Source organism: Catonella sp. (assembly GCF_057250765.1).
Genome location: NZ_DBHIEC010000014.1, coordinates 1 through 21,355 on the forward strand (window position 1 = coordinate 1; position 21,355 = coordinate 21,355).

Here is a 21,355-nt window from a genome sequence, read left to right on the forward strand (position 1 = left end):
TATGCAAAACATAGTTGAGGGAGAATACGAATAAATATTACAAGGGTGAAACTATGAAGATAGAAGATAAATTAAAAAAGATAGCAGACTACATTTGCGAGAATTTTGAGGAACTGGATATGGATGATCCTGTTGAAGAGGGTTATATAGATGATTATGAAGAAATCTGTGGAGCAACAGATGAAGATATAAAGAACTTTGAGGAGAAGTTTGGGATAAGCCTGCCAGAGGATGTAAAAGAGCTCTATAGGTATAAAAACGGAAGTAAGTTTTTCGCTCTCTTTCCTTGTATTATTGGTGAAAGAGATATGGCATTTAACCTTATGAGCCTTGAGCAGGTAGAGAAGTCAAAGGGATATTTTCAAAATAAGGATGCACTTTTAACAGATTTTCCTGATTATTTTACTAAAGAAGATATTGAGAAAATGAAGGATGAAAGGATAAAGCCTTATCTTTTCAATAAAAAATGGTTTCCTTTTGCAGAATACTGTGACAGCTGCTATCTTATGCTTGACTTTGACCCGGGGGTAAAGGGGAAGGAAGGGCAGATTATCTGCTACATCCATGATCCTGATGAGGTGGTGTACATGACAGGAAGTCTTACAGAGTTGGTTGAAAATATCATGGAGGAGACTGAGTCCTGTACTCCAAAGGTGTGATTCCAAACTGCTTTTTGCATCGTGGGATAATGTGAGAGATAGCCTTATGGGCTTGAAGAATATGAAAAAACATGATATATTTAGTTCAAATTGATTTTAATAAAACTGATTTGAACTAAATACGAGGGTACAGATATGTTTATAGGAAGAGAGAAGGAATTAGCTTATTTAGATGAATTTTACAGGAAACCGGGAGTTGGCCTTGCTGTAATATATGGACGTAGGCGTATAGGTAAATCTACCTTAATCACGGAATTTATAAAAGATAAAAAAGTGATTTTTTATACTGCAACCAAGGTTGGTAAGGAGAGAAATCTGGAGTTGTTTTCAAAGCAGGTAGCAGAGATGTTCTTTGAAGGTATCGAAAATATCAGCTTTCACACAGATGAGGCTGTATTTGACTTTATTGACAGGAATATGACAGAGGAAAAACTATTACTGGTAATAGATGAGCTGCCTTATTGGGCTGAAAAAGATGAAGCTCTGCTTTCTGTCTTACAGAAGTATATCGATACAGTCTGGAAGGATAAAAATCTGAAAATAATACTCTGTGGTTCTGCGTTAAGCTTTATGGAAAATAAAGTACTTAGTGAAAAGAGCCCGCTGTTTGGCAGAAGAGATTCACAGATTAAACTGGAAGCTTTTGATTATCTTGATTCAGCAAAATTTGTCCCTGACTATTCATATAAAGATAAAGCAGTATGCTATGGAATCACAGGAGGAGTGGCAAAGTATTTATCAATGATTGATCCGTCAAAAAATATTGATGAAAATATAATAAGCCTGTTCTTTAGAACAAACGGATATATGTATGATGAAACCAGAAATCTACTCATACAGGAATTTTCAGATATAACGCTTGTTAATAACATAATCGAGCAGATTGCATCAGGCAGCAATACCATTAATGTGATAGCTAATAAGATAGGTGAGAAGGAGCCAACCATTTTGTACTCCATCGAAAAATTAATAGCTGTTGGCTTGGTGGAAAAGAAAAAATGCATCACCGAAGAAAAGAACAAGAAAAAAACGCAATATGTCTTGAAAGACTATATGTTTAAGTTTTGGTATAAATTTATCCCTAAGGCCGTTAGCGTGATAGAGATGGGGCAGGGAGAATTGTATTATAATAAGGTGGTTAAACCTACTATACACACATATATGGGACAGGTATTTGAAGATATGTGTAAATACTATACTTTGAAGCAGGGAATTACAGGAAGTTTTGATTGCTTTATTACTACAGTAGGCAGCTGGTGGGGAACGGAGACAGTAATAACTGATAATGGTGAGAAAGCAGTACAATCCGCGGATATTGATGTGGTCGCACTCTCAGAACTTGAAAAAAAAGCAGTAATAGGTGAGTGTAAATTTAAGAATGAGAAAGTAGATAAAGCTATATATGACACTTTACTGCGGAGAATAAAAGTGATACCTGCAAAATACAAAGTAGTAAAACTAATTTTATTCTCTCTATCAGGTTTTACAGATTGGTTTGACACTTTTAGTGATGAAAAGCTTGAACTGATAGCACTTAAAGATATTTATCACTGATAAGTAGGGGGATAAGCTTGAATACAATTGAAAAATATTTGATAGCAATAAATATCATAGGCTTCCTTATGTATTTTATAAATTTCCTGCTTTATAAATATACCAAGTCTGCCAACATAGATGTGATTTTAACACTACTTGCACTGGCGGGTGGCTCACTCGTAATATTTATTTTCATAGTGTTGTTTGACAGAAAGTCAGTCAAGGAAAATATGATGTCTAGGGTGTTTATAATCTGTGTGCTAATAATTCAGATTATAGCCATGCTATTTATCAAGGGCTTCCATGGAGAAGAGATAAATATTGCCTTCTGGGAGTTTTTTGGCAGGAATAAAATTCTTATGATTTATTTGGGAATTATAAATGTTATTACCTTTTTAGCCTTTGCTATTGATAAGCTTCACGCTATAAAAGGCAAGAGACGAATAAGGATAATTACACTACTGGGGCTTGCCTTTGTAGGAGGTTCAGCAGGAGCCTTACTTGGAATGTACACTTTAAGGCATAAGACTAAGGTGGACTATTTCACTGTAGGAGTACCGCTTATTATGATAATGCAGGCAGTGGTGGTGTTTTTCGTGATGAATATTAGAGGGTGATGCTAATATAAAAGCAGACACGGAATGGTGAATGTGAGCAAAATAAGAGCTGCATTGTTGCCTGATTGGCGCAATAAAAATAGAAAAGTGTCAAAATAGGGGGATAAAAGTATTGGAAAACGCACAGAATTAGAGTATAATAATACCAGAAAACGCACAAAGTGGTGTGGAGGAATATTATGCTAAAGAGAAAAATTGAAAAAGATATAGAAAAATGGCTTGATAATAGTGAGAAAGCCCTCCTTGTGTACGGAGTACGCCAGGCGGGAAAGACATTTATTATTCGTGAATGCTTGAAGAGAAATGAATGCGAATATATTGAATTTAATCTTATTAATCAGCCTGAACTTGTGGAGATTTTGAGAGATTCAACAGGAATAGATGACCTGATAATAAAGCTGTCATTATACAGTGAGAAGAAGATAATTCCGGGAAAGACCATTTTCTTTTTTGATGAAATACAAAGATATAAAGAAATTGTGACCAAGATTAAATTCCTCGTGGAAGATAAAAGGTTTAGATATATTTTATCAGGCTCATTACTTGGAGTAGAAATAGTTAATCTCAAATCAGCACCTGTTGGGTATTTGCAGACTCTAAATATGTATCCTATGGATTTTGAAGAGTTCTTGCAGATATTTAGCGTTGACGAGACTATTATAAATAACCTGCGAAATTGCTTTGTAACCAAAACGAAGGTAGATGAGATTATCCATAATAAAATTATGGAAATGTTTAATATCTATATGATAATTGGAGGCATGCCTGCGGCGGTTGAAAGGTATCGTAATACTGAAAATATAGATGAAGTAATGGAAGAACACAGGGCTATTATAGAACAGTATAAGCTGGATTTTACACAGTATGAGGAGGAAAATCGTAAACTAATTATTACTCATATATATGAGCTTATTCCAGCAGAACTAAACGAGAAAAATAAGCGGTTTATGATAGCAGATATTAATAAAAATCTCCGCTACGACCGTATATCAGACAGTTTTGTCTGGTTATGGAAGTCTGGCGTAGCACTGGGAGTATTTAATACTACAGAACCTACGATTCCACTCATGCTTAATGAAAAAAGTGCTTTATTTAAGCTATTTATATCGGATGTCGGTCTGCTTACCACAATCTATGGCAAGTCCTGTAAACTAAAAATTGTAAATAAAGAAGGCGACATCAACAAGGGCGCAGTATTTGAAAATGTGGTAGCACAGGAGCTTCATGCACATGGATATCCTCTGTATTATTATAACAGTAAAAAACTGGGAGAGATTGACTTTATTGTTGAACAGAATGGCAAATCTTTACCAATTGAGGTAAAAAGCGGTAAAGCTTACAATAAACACTCTGCCCTTAACAATCTGCTAGATGTAAAGGAATATGGGATTGAAGAGGCGTTTATCTTCACGAATGATAATGTTAAAATAGATGGGAAGCTTAATTATCTCCCTATCTATATGGTTATGTTTTTGAAAGATGAACCGATGGAGTTTGCTGATATAAGGGTGGGGAGGTATAGGATATAGAGTTATTAACAGAAGCATGTAAATGATGTATATATGTACACGGTGATTAGATGGATCAGTATTTATAATAAATAATAATGTAGACTAATATTACGCATTACTGACTCCATTTAATAGTAACAAGATGCGTGAGCGATATCCATAGTGTATCATATAAAAGTATTTGATAATGAGGTAAGTTATGGAAGAGAAAGGCAATGTAGTAACCAAGTTAAAGAAGATTATTAACACCAACGGACCGGATTTCTTAGGTAAAAATCCATATCAGACATATACAGAACTGATGAAAGATGGTACTGTAGACAAAAAGACAGCAGGTGCAATACTGTGTTTCTTGGTAAATGGTCTATCTAAGTATTTGGATTCCAATAACGATATCACTGAATTAACTAAAATAATACAGAATGAATGTGGTTTTAATGAAGATATATCCCATAGTATAGCAGCGATATTTGTTAATTTGTACTCAAAAGAGAATATAAAAAAATGGAAAAGCAGAGAAAAAGAAGGACTAAAACAGTTTTTACATGATGAATTTACATATAAATGGACTGGGTTTACGACTTGGTATGTGAGTAATGTGAGCATGGGCTGCCATTACCAAGCAGAAATAGTATTATCTCCGACCCAAGATGTGATCAAAGATAATAAACTTGCGCAGATGCTTGAAGCAAATCCATTTTTAAAAAAGAAAGCAATACGTGAATATTTTGAGAAAAAACTTGAGAATTATCTTGATGATCAGTTTAATGAATACTGTACCTGTGAAGAGTATTATGAACCTGCTGTAGAAGATTTTTATCTTGATGATTGTGTAGAAGAATGGTGCAAGATGAATGGATTTAAGTTTATATCCTGCGATGGGAGTGGATATGATGACGGATATGAGCCAAATTAGGGTTGTATTGCTACCTGATTGGTATTAAAATATGGAAAAGTGTCAAAATAGGGGGAGAAAAGATTGGAAAACGTACAAAGTGGTATCGAGGATATTAAATTCTGCGTAATTGAGCCAGCTATTTTCAAACACAATCTGGTTTTGATTGATAGTGGCTTGCCGACAATTATTGATAACCTGCTTTTTGCTATGCATCAGACGGGGATTAAAGAATGTAGAAAGCTTATATGGCTATTACAAGAATCTAATCCACTAATGTATGAAGATAATTGTATGTATGAATATAAACTGAAGAAATTCCTTTGCCTTTGTGCATTAGGTGTAGATCCTACGAAGAAGTGGGCTAGAATTGATGAGGCAGAAGGTGGCTTCTTACTTGTAACCTTAGAAAATGAAACTCTTGAATTTAGTATCAACAATCGGGATTCATTTGAACAAAATCTACTGGATATTACTACTTTTGAGGTAGATAATGGTGGTAGTGCTATAAAAATCTTTGATGAAAAAAGTGGGGCATGTGTAAGGATTGGTTTGAAAGAGGAGGCTTAGAACTACTAGTTTTAAGGGTAAAATGTAAGTAAGATAAAATATAAAAGGAAGTATGATTATGGACAACTACTCAACTTCAGCAATTAAACTTGGTCTACATACTGCATTTATTGATAGTGCGGTAGAATCTACAGAGGATTGCCAACCTCAATTTATAACTAATCGTAAAGAACAGCTTAAAGATGATAATTTTGAGGCTTCAAAGGTGCTGACACACATTGATAAAGAACTAAATAGTTGTGAAGAATTTGCCATAAGTGTAGCTTTTATTACTGAAAGCGGGTTTATAGGACTTGCTGAAACTTTTAGAAAATTAGAATCAAGAGGAATTAGGGGAAGAATTTTAACAACGGATTATTTATGCTTTAGTGAGCCATCTGCTCTGGAAAAACTGGCAAATCTAAACAACATAGAGCTCAAAATGTATCATGTAGATGAGGCTAAGGTTGGCTTTCATACAAAGGGTTATTTATTTAAAAAGGACGGGATACATAGGCTTATTTTAGGAAGCTCAAATATGACGGCAGGAGCTCTTTCGACAAATAAGGAGTGGAATGTAAAACTTGTCAGTACTGCAAAGGGAAAGATGGCACAGGACATTGTTAATGAATTCGAAATGCTTTGGGAAGATGAAGCAGCAAAACAATATGCTGAGTTTATTGACTCATATAGAAAAAGGTATGAGAGCAAGAAGCAAATTGACAAGTTAATTAGGGAACAGCATAAAACTGCAATTAATGGTGATGTAGTTGATTATGACATATATAGGTTAAGGCCTAATAAAATGCAACAAGAGTTTATTTATAATCTCCATGAACTTATAGAACAGGGTGCGAAAAAAGCATTGTTAATAAGTGCAACAGGAACAGGAAAAACTTTTGCCTCTGCATTTGCAATGAAAAGCGAAGCTCCTAAGAAAGCGCTGTTCGTAGTACATCGTGAATTAATAGCCAGACAAGCATTTAATAGTTATCAAAAGGTATTTGGTAGTTCAAAAAAGCTTGGGCTTTTATCGGGTACTTCTAAAGAATATGATGCAGATATTTTGTTTGCAACAATGTCAACTATGGCAAAGACGGATACACTTGATAAATATAGTCCTGATGAGTTTGAATGGATTTGTATTGATGAAGTTCATAGAGCTGGTTCCGAGAGTTATAGAAAAATAATGGATTATTTCAAACCTAAGTTTTGGTTTGGTATGACAGCTAGTCCGGAAAGAACGGATGGATTTGATATTTTTAAGCTGTTTGATCACAATATTGCATATGAAATACGTTTACAGCATGCATTAAAAGAAGATTTGCTCTGTCCATTTCACTATTTTGGTATAACAGATATTGAAATAGATGGTGAGCCAATTAACGATAGTAGTGATGTGAGAGTATTTTCGCGTCTGGTTTCGGATATAAGGGTTGATCACATACTCAAGCAGTCAGAATACTATGGTTATAGTGGAGACAGACTTAAAGGCCTTGTGTTTTGCAGTAATAAAGAAGAGGCCAAGGAACTCTCTAAAAAGTTCAATCAAAGGGGATATTATACTGCTGTATTGACAGGTGAAAATACAGAGAAACAGAGAGAAAGTTGTATTGAATTGCTGGTAAAAGAAATCAGAGATGATGAGATTGAGAAACATAATACTAATATAAAAAATAACATACCCGCTGAATGTACTCAAATGCCTTACTTAGACTATATCTTTACAATAGATATCTTTAATGAGGGTGTGGATATACCTGAGATAAATCAGGTATTGATGTTAAGACCGACTGAATCACCAATAGTCTTTATTCAACAATTAGGCAGAGGCCTTAGAAAAGCCAATTACAAGGAGTATGTAGTGATAATTGATTTTATTGGTAATTATCAAAACAACTATATGATACCAATTGCTTTGTCTGGAGACAAAAGCTACAATAAGGATTTTATAAGGAGATATCTCCTAGAAGGCACAAAGACTATACCAGGGGCTTCCACAATCAACTTTGATGAGATTTCTCTAAAGCGAATACTAAAGTCTATTGATAGTGCAAGGACTAATGATGTTAAACTATTAAAGGAGTCATTTGAACAATTGAAATTTAGGCTTGGGCGTATACCATCCCTTTTAGATTTTAAGAGGAATGGCTCTATTAGCGTAAGTAAATTTTTTGATAAATTTGGCTCTTATTATGCATTTTTGGTGAAATATTATTCTGATGAGTATCAGATAAGACTAAATTTGGATGAAGAGACTATAGTTGAATTCATATCAAAAAAAGTAACAGGGATGAAGAGGATACATGAGTTAGCTTTATTAAAACAGTTAATAGCAAGAAATGAAAGAATTATCGCCTATTATAATGCATTTAAAAAGACTCTGAAAAAGGACTATAATAAAGAACTACCCCCAGTGGTAGAAGAGTCAATGTTTAGAAACCTGACTAATGAATTTCCTAAAGAAGAAGAACGTAAAAAGTATAGGAGTTGTGTTCTCATACAGAAAAGCTCGGAAGGTTTCGAGTTAAGCGACAACTTTAGAACACTGTTAAATTCTAATTCAGAGTTCGCTGATATGGTAAAAGAGATAATTGAATACGGGATTGAAAACTATATTGAAAACTACGCAGACTCATATAAGAATACAGATTTTAGCTTATATAAAAAGTATACATACGAGAATGTGTGTCGTTTGTTAAACTGGCAAAAGAATTTAAATGCTCAGAATATAGGAGGATACTTCTACGACTCTGATACAAAAACCTTGCCGGTATTTATAAATTATGATAAAGCAGAAGATGCTATAGCTTACGAGGACAGGTTTGTCACAAGAGACAGCATGATTGCTTTGTCAAAACATCCAAGAACCATTCATTCCAAAGATGCAGACCATTTTTATAAGAGGACAGAAGCTGACAAAGAAAACAGAATCTATCTTTTTGTAAGAAAAAATAAAGATGATAAGGAGTCTAAAGAGTTTTATTTCCTTGGTGAGATATATGCTGAAGGTGCTCCAATTCCAATTATTATGGACAAAACAGGTGATAATGCATTTGAAATAAAATATAAATTAGATGTTCCTGTTAGAGATGACATATATGAATATATAGTCAGTGAGGTGTAGTATGAAAACAATTAAGGTAGTAGCAGCCATAATAAAGAGAGTAGATGAAAAAGGTAATACACTATTTCTTGCAACCCAAAGAGGATATGGTGAATTTAAGGACAAATGGGAATTCCCTGGAGGGAAAATTGAAGAGGGTGAAACAGCTAAAGAAGCATTAAAAAGGGAAATATTCGAAGAACTTGATATGAAAATTTCGGTAGGAGATAGAATTAAAACTGTGGAGTATGACTATCCTACGTTTCATCTTTCGATGGATTGCTTTATGTGTGAAATTGAGGAAGGAGCTCCTATATTGAAGGAACACGAGGCGGCAAGATGGCTTGACCAATCATCTCTATCATCAGTTGATTGGCTGCCTGCAGACACCGAGATCGTACAGATTTTAGAAGAGTAATTGGAAAAGTGTCATCTTATGCCCTAAAAATCACTGGAAAACGTACAAAGAATATTAATATAATCAACTAATGTAAGTCACAGGAGGCCACTATGAGAAAAATCAAAAAAAGAACCTTTACAGGAACCACAGACACAGCCATTTCTGAGCGTGAGAAGCTTGGGATGGAGATTGCGAGGGAGGCAGCGGCAGCAGGCATTGTGCTTCTTAAAAATGAGAATAATGTTCTGCCGATTGAAAAAGGCAGTAAGATTGCACTCTATGGCATAGGTGCCGCCAATACCTTTAAGGGAGGCACAGGTTCAGGTGATGTCAATGAAAGGCAGAGCGTGAGTGTGTTTGAAGGTCTTAAGAATGCAGGCTTCATCATCACCAATGAAGAGCAGGTAAGAGATAGTGTAAAGCTCTACAATAAGGCAAGAGAAGACTGGAGAGATGACATCCTTAAGAAATCTGAGGGAAAGGACGGAGCAGAATTTTTCATCATTTACTCAACCAATCCATTTACACTACCTGAAAACAATCAGGAGATTACAAAGACAGACACTGATACCGCCATCTATGTTATCAGCCGTATAGCCGGAGAAGGTGCGGACCGCCACAATAAGAAGGGTGATTTCCAGCTTACGGATGCAGAGGAAAAGGAAATTGCAGACATTTGCAGCCTGTATGAGAAGGTAGTGGTTGTGCTAAATGCGGGAGGAGTTATGGATGTATCCCCTCTTGATAAACATCCTAATATTTACGGAATTATAAATCTCGGGCAGGCAGGCATGGAGGGAGGCAATGCACTTGCTGACATTGTATCAGGCGCTGTTAATCCATCGGGTAAGCTTACTGCAACCTGGGCATTTAAGTATGGAGACTATCCAAATGCAGCTGAATTCTCACATAACAACGGCAATGTAAACGAAGAATATTATAACGAAGGAATATATGTAGGCTACAGGTATTTTGACAGCTTTGGCATACCTGTACGCTACGGTTATGGTTTTGGACTTTCTTATACAGAATTTTCCCTTGAATTTATGGGTATTCAGGAAGATAAGGGAAGAGGAGTTATACTTGATGTAAATGTTAAAAATACAGGCAAGGTAGCAGGGCGTGAGGTAATTCAGGTCTATGCAGCCTGCCCGGATGAAAAACTTGCGAAAGAAAGAAGAAGGCTGGTTGCATTTAAGAAGACGAAGCTGCTCTCTCCGGGCGAGGAAATATGCCTCTCACTGGATGTACCATTTGAAAGGCTTACTTCTTACAGCGAGAATGAGTCAGGCTGGTATCTGGAGAAGGGATTATACGCTTTCTATGTGGGTAATTCTTTGGAAAGCTCTTCTTGTGAGGCTCTAATGGAGTTAGATGAAGATGTAATAACTGAAAGAACAATGCATATTTGTAAGCCTGAAAAGCCTGTAGAAGAGTATAAGGCTGACCTTAAGCTTGTAGAGGGAAGAAGGGCAGAAATAAAGCGATTAGCGGGCACTCTTCCTGTAGTTAGTGTAAAGGCTGAAAGCATAGCAGTAAAAGAGATAAAATATCTTAGCAATGAAGAGCTTGCGGCAGTAAAAGAGATGGAAATAGTCAAATCTCTTACTGAAGAGCAGCTAAAGAAGCTTGCTACAGGAGATATGGGAAGGGCACAGGAAGAATCAGCCCTTGGTGCTGCAGGAATCAGTGTTCCGGGCTCAGCGGCAGAAACTTCATCCTGCGCAGAGGATAAGGGAATAGCAGGAATTGTGCTGGCTGACGGTCCTGCAGGACTAAGACTTAACAGGTATTATTTTGTGCGTGATGGGAAAATGGTTCCTATGTCATTTATGTTCAGCCTTGAGGGAGGCCTCCTTGTACCTGATGCGGACAAAACCGAAGGAGAGCAATATTTCCAGAACTGTACTGCATTTCCGGTGGGTACTGTTTTAGCACAGACTTGGGATGAAGAGCTTGTAAAAAAGGTAGGAAATCATGTTGCAAAAGAAATGGTAGAGCTTGGAGTGACTCTTTGGCTTGCACCGGGCATGAATATCCAGAGGAATCCGCTTTGTGGCAGAAACTTTGAGTATTATTCAGAAGATCCGTTCATTACCGGTAAGATAGCTGCTGCCATGACAGAAGGAGTGCAGTCTGTAAAGGGCTGTGGAACTACTATCAAGCACTTTGCCTGCAACAACAATGAAGATAACCGTATGGGCTGTGACAGCATACTTTCAGAAAGGGCTCTTCGAGAAATCTACTTAAAGGGCTTTGAAATCGCTATCAAAGAGGCACAGCCTATGGCCATTATGACCTCCTACAACAAGATTAACGGCATCCACGCTGCCAACAACTACGACCTTTGTACCAATGCTGCCAGAAATGAATTTGGCTTTATGGGAATGATAATGACAGACTGGACTACCACCCACAATGGACCTGATTGTACCGCAGCAGGCTGTATGAGAGCAGGAAATGATGTGGTTATGCCGGGCTGTGAAAATGACCAGGTAAATCTTTCCACAGAACTTGCCTCAGGAACTCTTAAAAAGGCAGACCTTGAGGCCTGTGTATCAAGACTTGTAAGATGTGTGCTGCAGTCTAATGAATATGTAATAGGCTAAAATATGTACGTACGTTAAACAAGAGGTAATGTAAATGCAGATAGTATCACTTAAAAATTAACTCTAAAAAAAGAGGTGCTGTAAGGCGCACAGTATCACTAAGAAGTATTCAATGAAAAGAACAGGGGCCTGACGTTTGACCGTTAGCCCCTGTTCTTTATCTTGGCAGTTTATCTCAAATTCTTTGCTTGTAAAGCAACTTAGTGAAATTAGGACAATCACTATAGTAACTTTTACTTGGTAAATGCGTGAACATTACTGTAATTATCAATGGTCAGTGCTTACCTTACTTATTTCTTAATATTCACCGTTTTTGTATAACTTCCCTTATACGTGCCCTTTCCGAGGATAATGATTTTTATCTTGTCCTTCATCTTCCTAAAGAATACCTCATAATCTCTTCCTTCTTTTAGTCCTTTGATACTGATTTTAATATTATCAATATCTTTAGTAACCTTAAAGGAACCAAGATTAATCTTAAGTTTCTTATACGCCTTCTTTATGAAGGTTTTTATGTCCTTCTTCTTTGCCTTTTTGTCAAGGGCATTAAGTTTCTTTTCGATATTTTCAAGGGCTTTTAGCTTCTTTTCAATTTTTTCCAGAACCTTAAGTCTCTTATCAAAAGCACCAAGAGGAGTAGACTTTTCATCAATTATGGAAATCTGCTTTTCAAGTTTATCTTCCATTTCCTTTAATTTGTTTACAGCTTTATCGTCTTTATTTTCTCCTGCCTTCTCCCCACTAGTAGCTACACTCACAGGTGGAATGAAAGAATAGCCGGGATTGTAAGAAGGAGCGGGTGGAGTTGAAGGGATTGAAGGAGTTGGAGGTGTAACAGGTGGAGTTTCAGGCTGCTTAGAAGATGAAACTACTTCAGTTTCTATCCTCACCATATACATTCCAAGCTCGCCTGCTTCATACCAAGCACCATTTATAAGCTTAAATATCTTATCTTCTCCCCTTGTGCTCTCATCAACTGCTATTCTAGGTACAGTATCGCCCTCGCCAACCTGAGTGTAGGCTACATAGATATCTCCTTTTACAAATAAATCAGGGATGACTATGTCGGTGAAGTCGTTATCCAATGCCACAGTAGTTGTAACAGGGCCAAGTAAAATGTTTCCCGGATAACCATCTTTATCATTTTCACCATAAATGCTATATGTGAAGGATTTTCCTACTATACTTTCTGTAGTTGCCCTTTTTAGCCCTATACGAAGCTTTTTCAGGATGACTTCCTCGTCAAAATGATATTTTACCGCAACGCTGCCACCATTTTTTAGAGGTGCCAGAATCTTAGCATTAGCGAAGTCTCCGCCATCATTTGCTATCTCTTTCTTCTCACCGCTTGTAGTTAGTTTGGTTAGGACAATTGTAGAAAGGGAGGTATTATCTTTAATAGTTACCATCTTCTCGTAGGTCCTATATCCTGATACCAAAACGATGACCTTATACTCACCCTCGGGAATATTTGTGAGTATGACAGTTGATTTGGAGGAAGAGATGTACTTAGGAATATTGCTTCCCTTTTCATAAATCTTCACATCACTTTTCACGCTGTTGCCTTCGTTATCTTTAATATCAAAAGATAAACCATAGGTTTCAAGTGAAGCCATAAGGATGTCCTGCTCAAGCACCTCTCCCTCTTTGAGAGTAATCTTAACAGGCTTAGACTTGTAATTATCGTTATATGCGACCACTGTGTAAGTGCCTGCAGGGTGCTTTATTAAGAACCTTCCACTGCCTGCCTCGCTTCTTACATAGGTATTGGTCTCAAGTATCTTCACGATGGCAGCAGAAGGGATGGTAGAGGTGGTAGTGGTATTTTCACTTGCTTCATAGAACTTTGTTCCAAGCAGGGTGAATCTCTCTCCTGAAATATCTATAGGAGTAATAGTCTCAGGGTTTTTAATAGTTTCATCAGAGGCATACTCACCGCCTGCATTGTAGGCTGCTTCTTCGTTTATAGCGTTTGCCTTATTAGTGGCTATAGCTGCTTTTTCGTTTGTAGCTTGTAATCCATTATCTGCTACAGATGCTTCTGTAACATTGGATGTATCGAAAATAGCTACATCGTCTATGTACCAGCCCGGGTCTGAGGAGTATTTTGCAGTAGTTAGCTTAAACTTCATTTGGAAGTTTTTGGTTAAGTACTTTGAATCAATGGCAATGCCGTCAATTACCCAGGAATACCTGCTTCTTTTATGTCCGTTTATATTGAGATTATCCATATTCTCATTCAGGCTAAACACCCTATCCCAAGTACCTTCGGCATTCTTAAACCAGATTTCATAGGTGTCGGAAGTATCGCTGCTAAAGTTGTACCAGTTCTGATAATAAAGGTTTGCCTTTGTAAGTCCTGATAAATCAATGACAGGAGATACCAGCTCGTAGGTCTTGCCTCCCAGAGCATTCTTATTGAGGCCCGTCATAAAGACGTTAGGGCTGTTTGGATTTTTGGTCTTTGAAGAATAGGTGGTTGGACCATCAGAATAATCGTCACTGGTCTCTCCCCTTTCCCACTTTGCCTCTGAAGGCGAAGTCCAGCCCTGTTCACCGCTTTCAAAGTCATAGAACTTGAACTTATCACCCTTTGTAAATGTTACGGAAACCGCCTCGCTAAGTGCACTTTCTACACTTCCCTTAATCGATGCAACCTTATAATAGTAGCTGCCTTCCTGTGGAAGAGGGATATCCTCGATATTGGTGGCATAAGCAGAGAGTTTTTGTTCTTTTACCTTTTCATACTTGCCATCTTTAGTTTTGGAGCGGTAAAGGGCATATTTTGTGATGGCAGGATCGTTTATCTTTTCAAAATGAACCCTCACCTTTCCTGAGCCAACGAAGTTCTCTGCATAAAGCCCTTTACTTGGAGGAAGAGGTGCCTTGCCCGAAAGGGTTTCAAGCTTGAAATCATCTATATAGTAGCCAGCCGCCTTTCTTTCACTGTAACCTGACCACCTGAGGGCAAACATCACAACTATTTTTTTACCCTTGTAAGGAGAGAGGTCGATATGGCGCTCTTCCCAGGTACGCTTGCTGTAACGGTTAATCAGCGCAGGCTCCTTAGGGTATGAAATTTTGTCTACTGATGAATCATTTTCGTTTATCTCCCCAATCCAAACCTCAGCTGTATCTTCAAAGCCTCCCATATAGTTGTCAAGCTCTGACCAGTCCTTAAAGCTTAGCTCTACATCATCTGTTACATCGCTTAGGTCGATAGGAGGGCTGATAAGTAAAGAGTTAATAAGACCGTCATATTTGCCTTTAAGCCTTGTACCTACTACATTTGAACCGCTTGGTGCTGATGTTGGTCCATAGGTTGGCACTCCAACCTCCCACATAGGTGTCTTTCCACCAAAGACAAAGCCGTCTGCACCATTCTCAAAATCATTGAAATATCCCGGCTTTATGCCTGTTTCAACAGTAGCTGAGATGGTATCGGTCTTATATTTATTACCGGAGTAGTCGACAGCCTCAATGTAGTAGCTTGCATTTCCCACAGGTAAATCAGAAGGATGGATGGTAACGGTATAGGTTCCACTCTTTTTATTACCTGAGTATAGTTCAAAGCTTTTTGATGTAAATGTCTCAGCCACGCCTGATTTGTAGTAAAGAGTCACGCTCTTAACGCCTACATTGTCTGAAACCTTAGCCTCAAACTCGTAGTCATAGGCGTTATACAGCTTCTTAGGTGTAGTCGCTTCGATAGCAGGGAGGACATTGTCTGTGCCTGCTATAAGGGTTTGTCCCGTAAATGCAGCAAACTTGTCTACATCCTTTCCAAGAGCTGCTTCCACCGCCTTGTACACATTTAACTTACCGTAGCCATAGCCCATATTTGGAGAACTTATGTAATGGTCGTCAGTTAGCGGAGTGGCGGTTGATTTAAGGATGTCCTCAACCTTATCCACACTAAGATTCTTGTTTGCCTCCAAGATAAGGGCAACTGCTCCTGTAACGTGTGGCGCAGCCATAGAGGTTCCTGTTTTAAGCACATAACCACCCTTGTAGTCAGCAGATAAGATATTTACTCCGGGAGCGGATATCTCAGGCTTAAATTTGTTGGTGTGCTTAGATGGTCCTCTGAGAGAAAATTTAGCCAATCTGTCATCTTTGGTCAATGCTCCTACTGAGAATGAGTCTTCCAAAGAGCCGGGACTTCCGATGGAGCCCTCACCGCCCGCATTGTACTCTCCGGTATTACCAGAGGAGAAGATAGGGACTATTCCTGCTGCCTTCCATTTCTTAACAATGTCATCGTAAAAGCTGTCATCTCTGTTGCCTCCCCAGGAGTTGTTAACCACCTGAGGTTTTTTCTCAAGTATCCACTGTCCGGCAGCAAGAAGTCCCTCATCGCTTGCCTCTCCTTCTTTGTTAAATACTCTGGCAACGACGAGCTTTGCATCCTTTGCTATACCTATAGTTCGCCCTAAAATGGTGCCTGCAACATGGGTACCATGCCCGGTCTCATCTTTTGGCACAGTATTGGAAGGTTCAACAAAGTCCTTGAAGCCTCCAGGAAGTAGGGCATCCTGAAGTTCGGGGTGATTTGCATTTACACCGGAATCGATAATACCGACTACAATATTCTTGCCGGTTTTTGTCACGCGGTCTGCCTGAATGGATTCAAGGTTCCAAGGAACATAAGAAGTGGCTTCAGATAGGCTGCTTTTTCTTTTTACAATTTCTTCTTTATCAGAAACGATGGTATGATTTAAGCGAATGCTTTCTACATCACTCCTGCGGGCGATTTTCTCTATGAGCTCTGCCCTTCCTTTGATGTAGATACTGTTTATAATGAAGAATGAATTATATTCGGATATGTCTCCGTCTTTTACTTTTCTTTCAATAAATGAAATAAGACTTTCCTGGCTTTTTTCACTTGTATCCCTTAGGGTATCCACGACATCTTCGGGCTTTACCTTAGTTAAGTCTGCCTCTGCCTTCAAGGTGACTATGAATTCGACCTCTTTTGAAGCAGGGACTTTTTGAAGTGATTTTTCTATCTTATCCAAGTAAGAGGAATCTGTTTTCGCGAATAGATTCATAGGAAAGATAGAAATCACCAAGAATAATACAAGAAATATTGATAGTGCTTTGGTAGATTTTCTGACTTTCATTTTACTGTCTTCCTTTCTCTTTGTTAAAAGTGCAAATTTTAGTTTAACAAGTAGACAGAATAAATGCAATATAACAGTTAGTAAAATCTAACTTATTGATAAAAAAAGTCAATATGACTAAAGGTGGTCCTCTTCTTCCTGTTAACTGAGATTTTTCCTAAAAACCATTATTACCTCGGCGCCGCTTTTTATATCTGAATAATTCTTTAAGTACAAATCTCCATCATTTGCAGTAACTATCCTTTTTACGATTGACAGACCGATACCGTGTTTTGAAGTTTCATCAGTCTCCTTGCTTGATATGAATTTTTCGGTAAGTACAGGGATTAGGCTCTCATCAAAGCCGTTTCCTTCATCCCTTATAACTATTTCAAACTGAGTTACAGTGTCGTTAAATGCAACTGAAATATCACTGCCCTTTGTGGAATGTTCTACAGAGTTGTTTACAATGTTTTGCAAAGCTACGGCTATTGCTTCCTTATCAAGCTTTACCGCTGAAGAGTTCCTTTGCACTATATTCACATTAAACTCATTTGCCCTGCATATGGCTGAAATTACATCTATCCAGTAATCAATAACACTCTCGCTTACTGTATCCTTCTTACCCTCTATTAGATATGAAAAGTTCGTTAGCTTACGAATATAGCCTTCAAGCCTGGTCATACCATTTGTAATATCTGCAAACCTCTCAGATGAAAGGTCAGGGTTTTCCTCCTGTAAAAGCTCAAAATTGCCCTTTATCAGGGTGATAGGAGTGCGGATGTCATGGACAACTGAGTCTATCAGCTCTTTTTGAGCATTTTGTATATCCCACTGCCTGTTAAGTGAGACTTTCAGATTATTTGCCAGCACATCAATGGAGGTCAGCACACCGTCAATTTCCCTGTATTTAGAAGACTCCCTTGTGTAATCCAAATCCATCTTTTTAATATTTTCATTGGCAGAGGCAATCTTTTTAATTTCTCTTCTTAACAGCTTTGACAGCCTTATAATCAGCAGAACAAAGCCAACCATCCATATAAACAAGGTGAAAAGGATGTAGAGGCTCTCGAAATTGTTCACAAGCTTGTACAGGCCTTTGATTGCAAATATTGCACTGACACGGTATTTTATTACCAGAGTTTTACCACCCTTTGTATAAGCCTTGAAATACTTGGCTCCGATGATTGTATTGGTGGATGAGGAGCCTGTTTTTAAGGCCATTTCTACCTCTGCCTTATAATTATCTCCTATGGTATCCTGTATTACTCTGCCATTTTCCATATACAGATAATCATAATAAAACGGGATATCACTCACATTCAGGCTGCCCCCGTTAAACTCTTTTTCGATGATGGAGGCATTTGAACTTGCATAGTTGGCAGGGTAGATGATGCCGTTAACTGCAAGTAAACTAAGGCCTGCAAAGAAAAGTATAATGACTCCAAAGGTATAAGCAAGCTCAAGAGCCGCATATTTCCAGACTAAATATGTTAAACTTCTTTTATTTCCCATTGATAACCCACTCCCCATATAGTTTTTATCGGATCTATATTAAATGTTGCAAATTTACTCCTTATAAGCTTGACTCTCTCGGTTATGGTAGTAGAGCTGTCGCCCTCTGCATCATAACCATAAATTGTAGTATAGATTTTCTCTTTTGAAAATACAGAGTTTCTATTCTTTAAGAGGAGCTCACAGATTTCATACTCACTGTTTGTAAGCTCAATTTCCATATCACCACAAAAGATTTTCTTAGAAAGCAAATCGCAGGATATAGGATAATCCACCAGCCTTGAGTGCCTTTCCCTGTTTTCACGCCTTATATGGGCGGCTATCCTTGCTCTGATTTCAGCCAGAGAAAAAGGCTTGGTAAGGTAATCATCCGCGCCCAGGGCAAGCCCCTCAAGCTTATCCTTTTCAAAATCCTTTGCTGTAAGCAGGATAATGGGGGCGTCTACTAGGCTCCTGTATTTTGCAAGGAAGTCAAAGCCGCTCATTTCCTCCATCATAACATCAAGAATAATAAGGTCATACTTACCAAGCACTTCAGGCTTCACAGACTTTGCCAGAGGAGCGGTATCAACTTCGTACTCCTTTTCAAAAGTCAGCTTAAGTAGCTTTAGCAAATCCTTATCATCATCAATTATCAGAAGTCTCATCTCATTCCTCCATCTTAGTAGTGCCGTCCCAATTATTATACCAAAAACAAAGCAGAGGTAAAGCCACTAAGGCTATAAAAAGGGCTAAGGCAAGAAAAAGCAGTACCTCCGTTGGTGTAAATTGCCTCCTTATATACCCAAAAATCAGCTTAACAGGATAGACAAAGGGGCAAAAATACCAGATACCCTGCCCTAGGTCTGTTGTTCCAAGCAAAATGGCTGTGAGTGTAGAGATGGCTCCCACAAGTATGCTTCCGGAATAGCTGTATTTGAGGCTAACGAACTGATAAATGGGGATAAGGCACATAAAAGTTACCGGACAAATGCTCGCACACAGGATAAAATGAATGCCGGAAACAGTTATACCCCTAAGTAATAAAAATGTCAAAAAAGGCAGGGTGGCAATTAGCTCGATTACTACTACAAGCAGGAGGATAAAGAGAAATCTGGTAAGAAACAGCTTAATTCTGCCAATACCGCACCTTAAGTCGTTGGCATAGCTTCCTGCCTTTTTGTCAATATCATACAGCATTGGTACAAAGAAGCTTATTGAAAAGCAGGCAAGTATGGTAAATACCGCATAAAATGATGTGATTTCCTTTCCTCTTAAGAGGGCAGAGGTCTGCAGGTAGGCGTTGAAAATAAAGGAAAACAGCAGGGGGCAGAGAAATACCACTACCCTGACAGGAGTCCTTTTGGTTCTCTTAAAGTAGGAGACTAAAATATTAAGCATGGATTTTTCTTCTTTCTTTAATCAAAATCAATATATCTGTGACCAGCCAAACAGCAATGCTGATTAATAAACCTGTGTAAACCGCTCCTATTTCCATCATAGGAGAATCTGGGTTAAGGAAGGTGCCGTTTGGATGCACTCCTATAATGGGGCTTAGTATACGAAGGTTGTAAGCCCAGGGAAAGAACTCCCAGTGGTTAGTAACTGCAATTACCGCAGATGGAAAGGTGAACAGGAAGTTGATTATAATAACGGGAAGCCTTTTGTTAAACAGCCTGTATATAAGGAGAGATAAGGTGGCAATGGGCAGGCTTCCAACAAATAGACAAAGTGTAGCTATAATAAGCGTGTGAATGAAGATTGTTTCGCCAAGTACCATCTTCCCTATAATATATATGAGTAAAGATGAGATAAAAAGTATGGCAAAAAGCTCTGAAAAAACTACGATATTCTTTGCTATCATCATCTTGCCTATGCTTAGATTCATACTGTTATACCTACCAAGATGTTCAGGCTTCTCTTTAGCCATAATATTTACAGCTAAAAGGCTTAGGACAATAGGCAGAATCATAACAGGATACCAGTTAAATGATGTAGCTAAGATATAACTTTTTCCTTCAGGGCTTTGTCCCATAAGGCTTACCATAAGCAGGTTAAATACTACAAACACCACAGGTACAATGAATATAAGCTTGAAATTTGCCCCTCTTTTTTCCTTGATAAATTCCGCTTTAATCAAATTAATCATCATTACTCACATCCTTTTTTATAATTTCCATAAATAAAGCTTCTAAGGTATTGCTGTCTGTATGATTCTCGCCCTCATAACTTAGATGCCCTTTGTTGATTATTCCGATTCTGTCTGCTACCTGCCAGACTTCACTCAAAATATGGCTTGATAAAATAATTGTAATTCCCTGCCCTGCTAAAGATTTGATGAGTTCTCTAAGCTCCTGTATGCCAAGGGGGTCAAGTCCGTTGGTAGGCTCATCAAGGATGAGAAGGGATGGGGAGTTTATTAGTGCCATAGCGATACCAAGCCTCTGCTTCATTCCCAAAGAAAATTCTTTTGCTATTTTCTTACTGTTATTTTCTAAGCCTACCAGATTCAGAACCTCGTTAATCCTTGATTTATCAAGGTTTAGCAGGGTAGTAAGAACCTCCAAATTCTCGTAAGCTGTTAAGTTTAGGTAAATTGCTGGAGCTTCGATTATTGCACCTATTTTAAGTAAATCGTTAGTATTTAGCTCGTGTCCTTCAAAGAAAATACTGCCAGAACTTTTAGGAATCATCCTCGTTATCAGCTTTAAGAGCGTGGACTTACCGGCTCCGTTTGGACCAAGCAGACCGTATACACTGCCTTTTTCCACCTGAATAGATACATTGTTAAGGGCTGTTTGATGTTTGTACTTTTTGGTAAGTCCCTTTGTTTCAAGCATTATACTCATGTTATTTCCTCCTTTTCTATGTGTGCAT

General features: G+C 38.0%; 15 protein-coding genes. 9 read left to right on the forward strand and 6 right to left on the reverse strand.

Features of this window, described 5'->3' with window-relative positions; all coding sequences use genetic code 11:
• Positions 1–53: 53 nt before the first annotated feature.
• The 9 genes from ACO6HM_RS08235 (at position 54) to ACO6HM_RS08275 (ending at position 11,882) form a co-directional block, all read left to right on the forward strand.
• A complete protein-coding gene (locus ACO6HM_RS08235) occupies positions 54–659 on the forward strand; it encodes an SMI1/KNR4 family protein (RefSeq protein ID WP_485390589.1) in 606 nt (201 codons plus the stop codon).
• 135 nt (positions 660–794) lie between these two features.
• Positions 795–2,213, forward strand: coding sequence for an ATP-binding protein (locus ACO6HM_RS08240; RefSeq protein ID WP_485390590.1), 1,419 nt, complete (start codon positions 795–797; stop codon positions 2,211–2,213).
• A 17-nt stretch (positions 2,214–2,230) separates the two neighbouring features.
• Positions 2,231–2,812, forward strand: a complete 582-nt coding sequence (locus ACO6HM_RS08245; protein WP_485390591.1) for a DUF1294 domain-containing protein — start codon at positions 2,231–2,233, stop codon at positions 2,810–2,812.
• Positions 2,813–2,991: 179 nt separating this feature from the next.
• Positions 2,992–4,341, forward strand: a complete 1,350-nt coding sequence (locus ACO6HM_RS08250) for an ATP-binding protein (RefSeq protein WP_485390592.1) — start codon at positions 2,992–2,994, stop codon at positions 4,339–4,341.
• Between the two features lie 181 nt (positions 4,342–4,522).
• Positions 4,523–5,239: a hypothetical protein gene (locus ACO6HM_RS08255; protein ID WP_485390593.1), complete on the forward strand. Its 717-nt coding sequence runs from the start codon at positions 4,523–4,525 to the stop codon at positions 5,237–5,239.
• Positions 5,240–5,302: 63 nt separating this feature from the next.
• Positions 5,303–5,788: an HpaII family restriction endonuclease gene (locus ACO6HM_RS08260; protein WP_485390594.1), complete on the forward strand. Its 486-nt coding sequence runs from the start codon at positions 5,303–5,305 to the stop codon at positions 5,786–5,788.
• Positions 5,789–5,846: 58 nt separating this feature from the next.
• Positions 5,847–8,894: a DEAD/DEAH box helicase gene (locus ACO6HM_RS08265; protein ID WP_485390595.1), complete on the forward strand. Its 3,048-nt coding sequence runs from the start codon at positions 5,847–5,849 to the stop codon at positions 8,892–8,894.
• 1 nt (position 8,895) lies between these two features.
• Positions 8,896–9,291, forward strand: a complete 396-nt coding sequence (locus ACO6HM_RS08270; protein ID WP_485390596.1) for a (deoxy)nucleoside triphosphate pyrophosphohydrolase — start codon at positions 8,896–8,898, stop codon at positions 9,289–9,291.
• Positions 9,292–9,383: 92 nt separating this feature from the next.
• Positions 9,384–11,882 (forward strand): glycoside hydrolase family 3 protein, encoded by a 2,499-nt coding sequence (locus ACO6HM_RS08275; RefSeq protein ID WP_485390597.1) that lies wholly within the window; start codon positions 9,384–9,386, stop codon positions 11,880–11,882.
• 290 nt (positions 11,883–12,172) lie between these two features.
• Here ACO6HM_RS08275 and ACO6HM_RS08280 read toward each other — a convergent pair whose 3' ends face one another.
• The 6 genes from ACO6HM_RS08280 to ACO6HM_RS08305 all read right to left on the reverse strand — a co-directional run bounded on the left by ACO6HM_RS08280 (position 12,173) and on the right by ACO6HM_RS08305 (position 21,327).
• On the reverse strand, positions 12,173–17,005 hold the full coding sequence (locus ACO6HM_RS08280; RefSeq protein WP_485390598.1) for a S8 family serine peptidase: 4,833 nt from the start codon (positions 17,003–17,005) through the stop codon (positions 12,173–12,175).
• Positions 17,006–17,146: 141 nt separating this feature from the next.
• Positions 17,147–18,499, reverse strand: coding sequence for a sensor histidine kinase (locus ACO6HM_RS08285; protein ID WP_485390599.1), 1,353 nt, complete (start codon positions 18,497–18,499; stop codon positions 17,147–17,149).
• Positions 18,478–19,146, reverse strand: a complete 669-nt coding sequence (locus ACO6HM_RS08290; protein WP_485390600.1) for a response regulator transcription factor — start codon at positions 19,144–19,146, stop codon at positions 18,478–18,480. The genes ACO6HM_RS08285 and ACO6HM_RS08290 overlap by 22 nt, the downstream gene beginning before the upstream one ends.
• A gap of 1 nt (position 19,147) precedes the next feature.
• Positions 19,148–19,879 (reverse strand): lantibiotic ABC transporter permease, encoded by a 732-nt coding sequence (locus ACO6HM_RS08295; protein ID WP_485390601.1) that lies wholly within the window; start codon positions 19,877–19,879, stop codon positions 19,148–19,150.
• The gene (locus ACO6HM_RS08300) at positions 19,872–20,630 is read right to left on the reverse strand and encodes a lantibiotic immunity ABC transporter MutE/EpiE family permease subunit (RefSeq protein WP_485390602.1); all 759 of its coding nucleotides are present in this window, start codon (positions 20,628–20,630) and stop codon (positions 19,872–19,874) included. Before ACO6HM_RS08300 ends, ACO6HM_RS08295 begins: the two co-directional genes overlap by 8 nt.
• Positions 20,620–21,327, reverse strand: a complete 708-nt coding sequence (locus ACO6HM_RS08305) for a lantibiotic protection ABC transporter ATP-binding protein (protein ID WP_485390603.1) — start codon at positions 21,325–21,327, stop codon at positions 20,620–20,622. Before ACO6HM_RS08305 ends, ACO6HM_RS08300 begins: the two co-directional genes overlap by 11 nt.
• Positions 21,328–21,355: the final 28 nt, after the last annotated feature.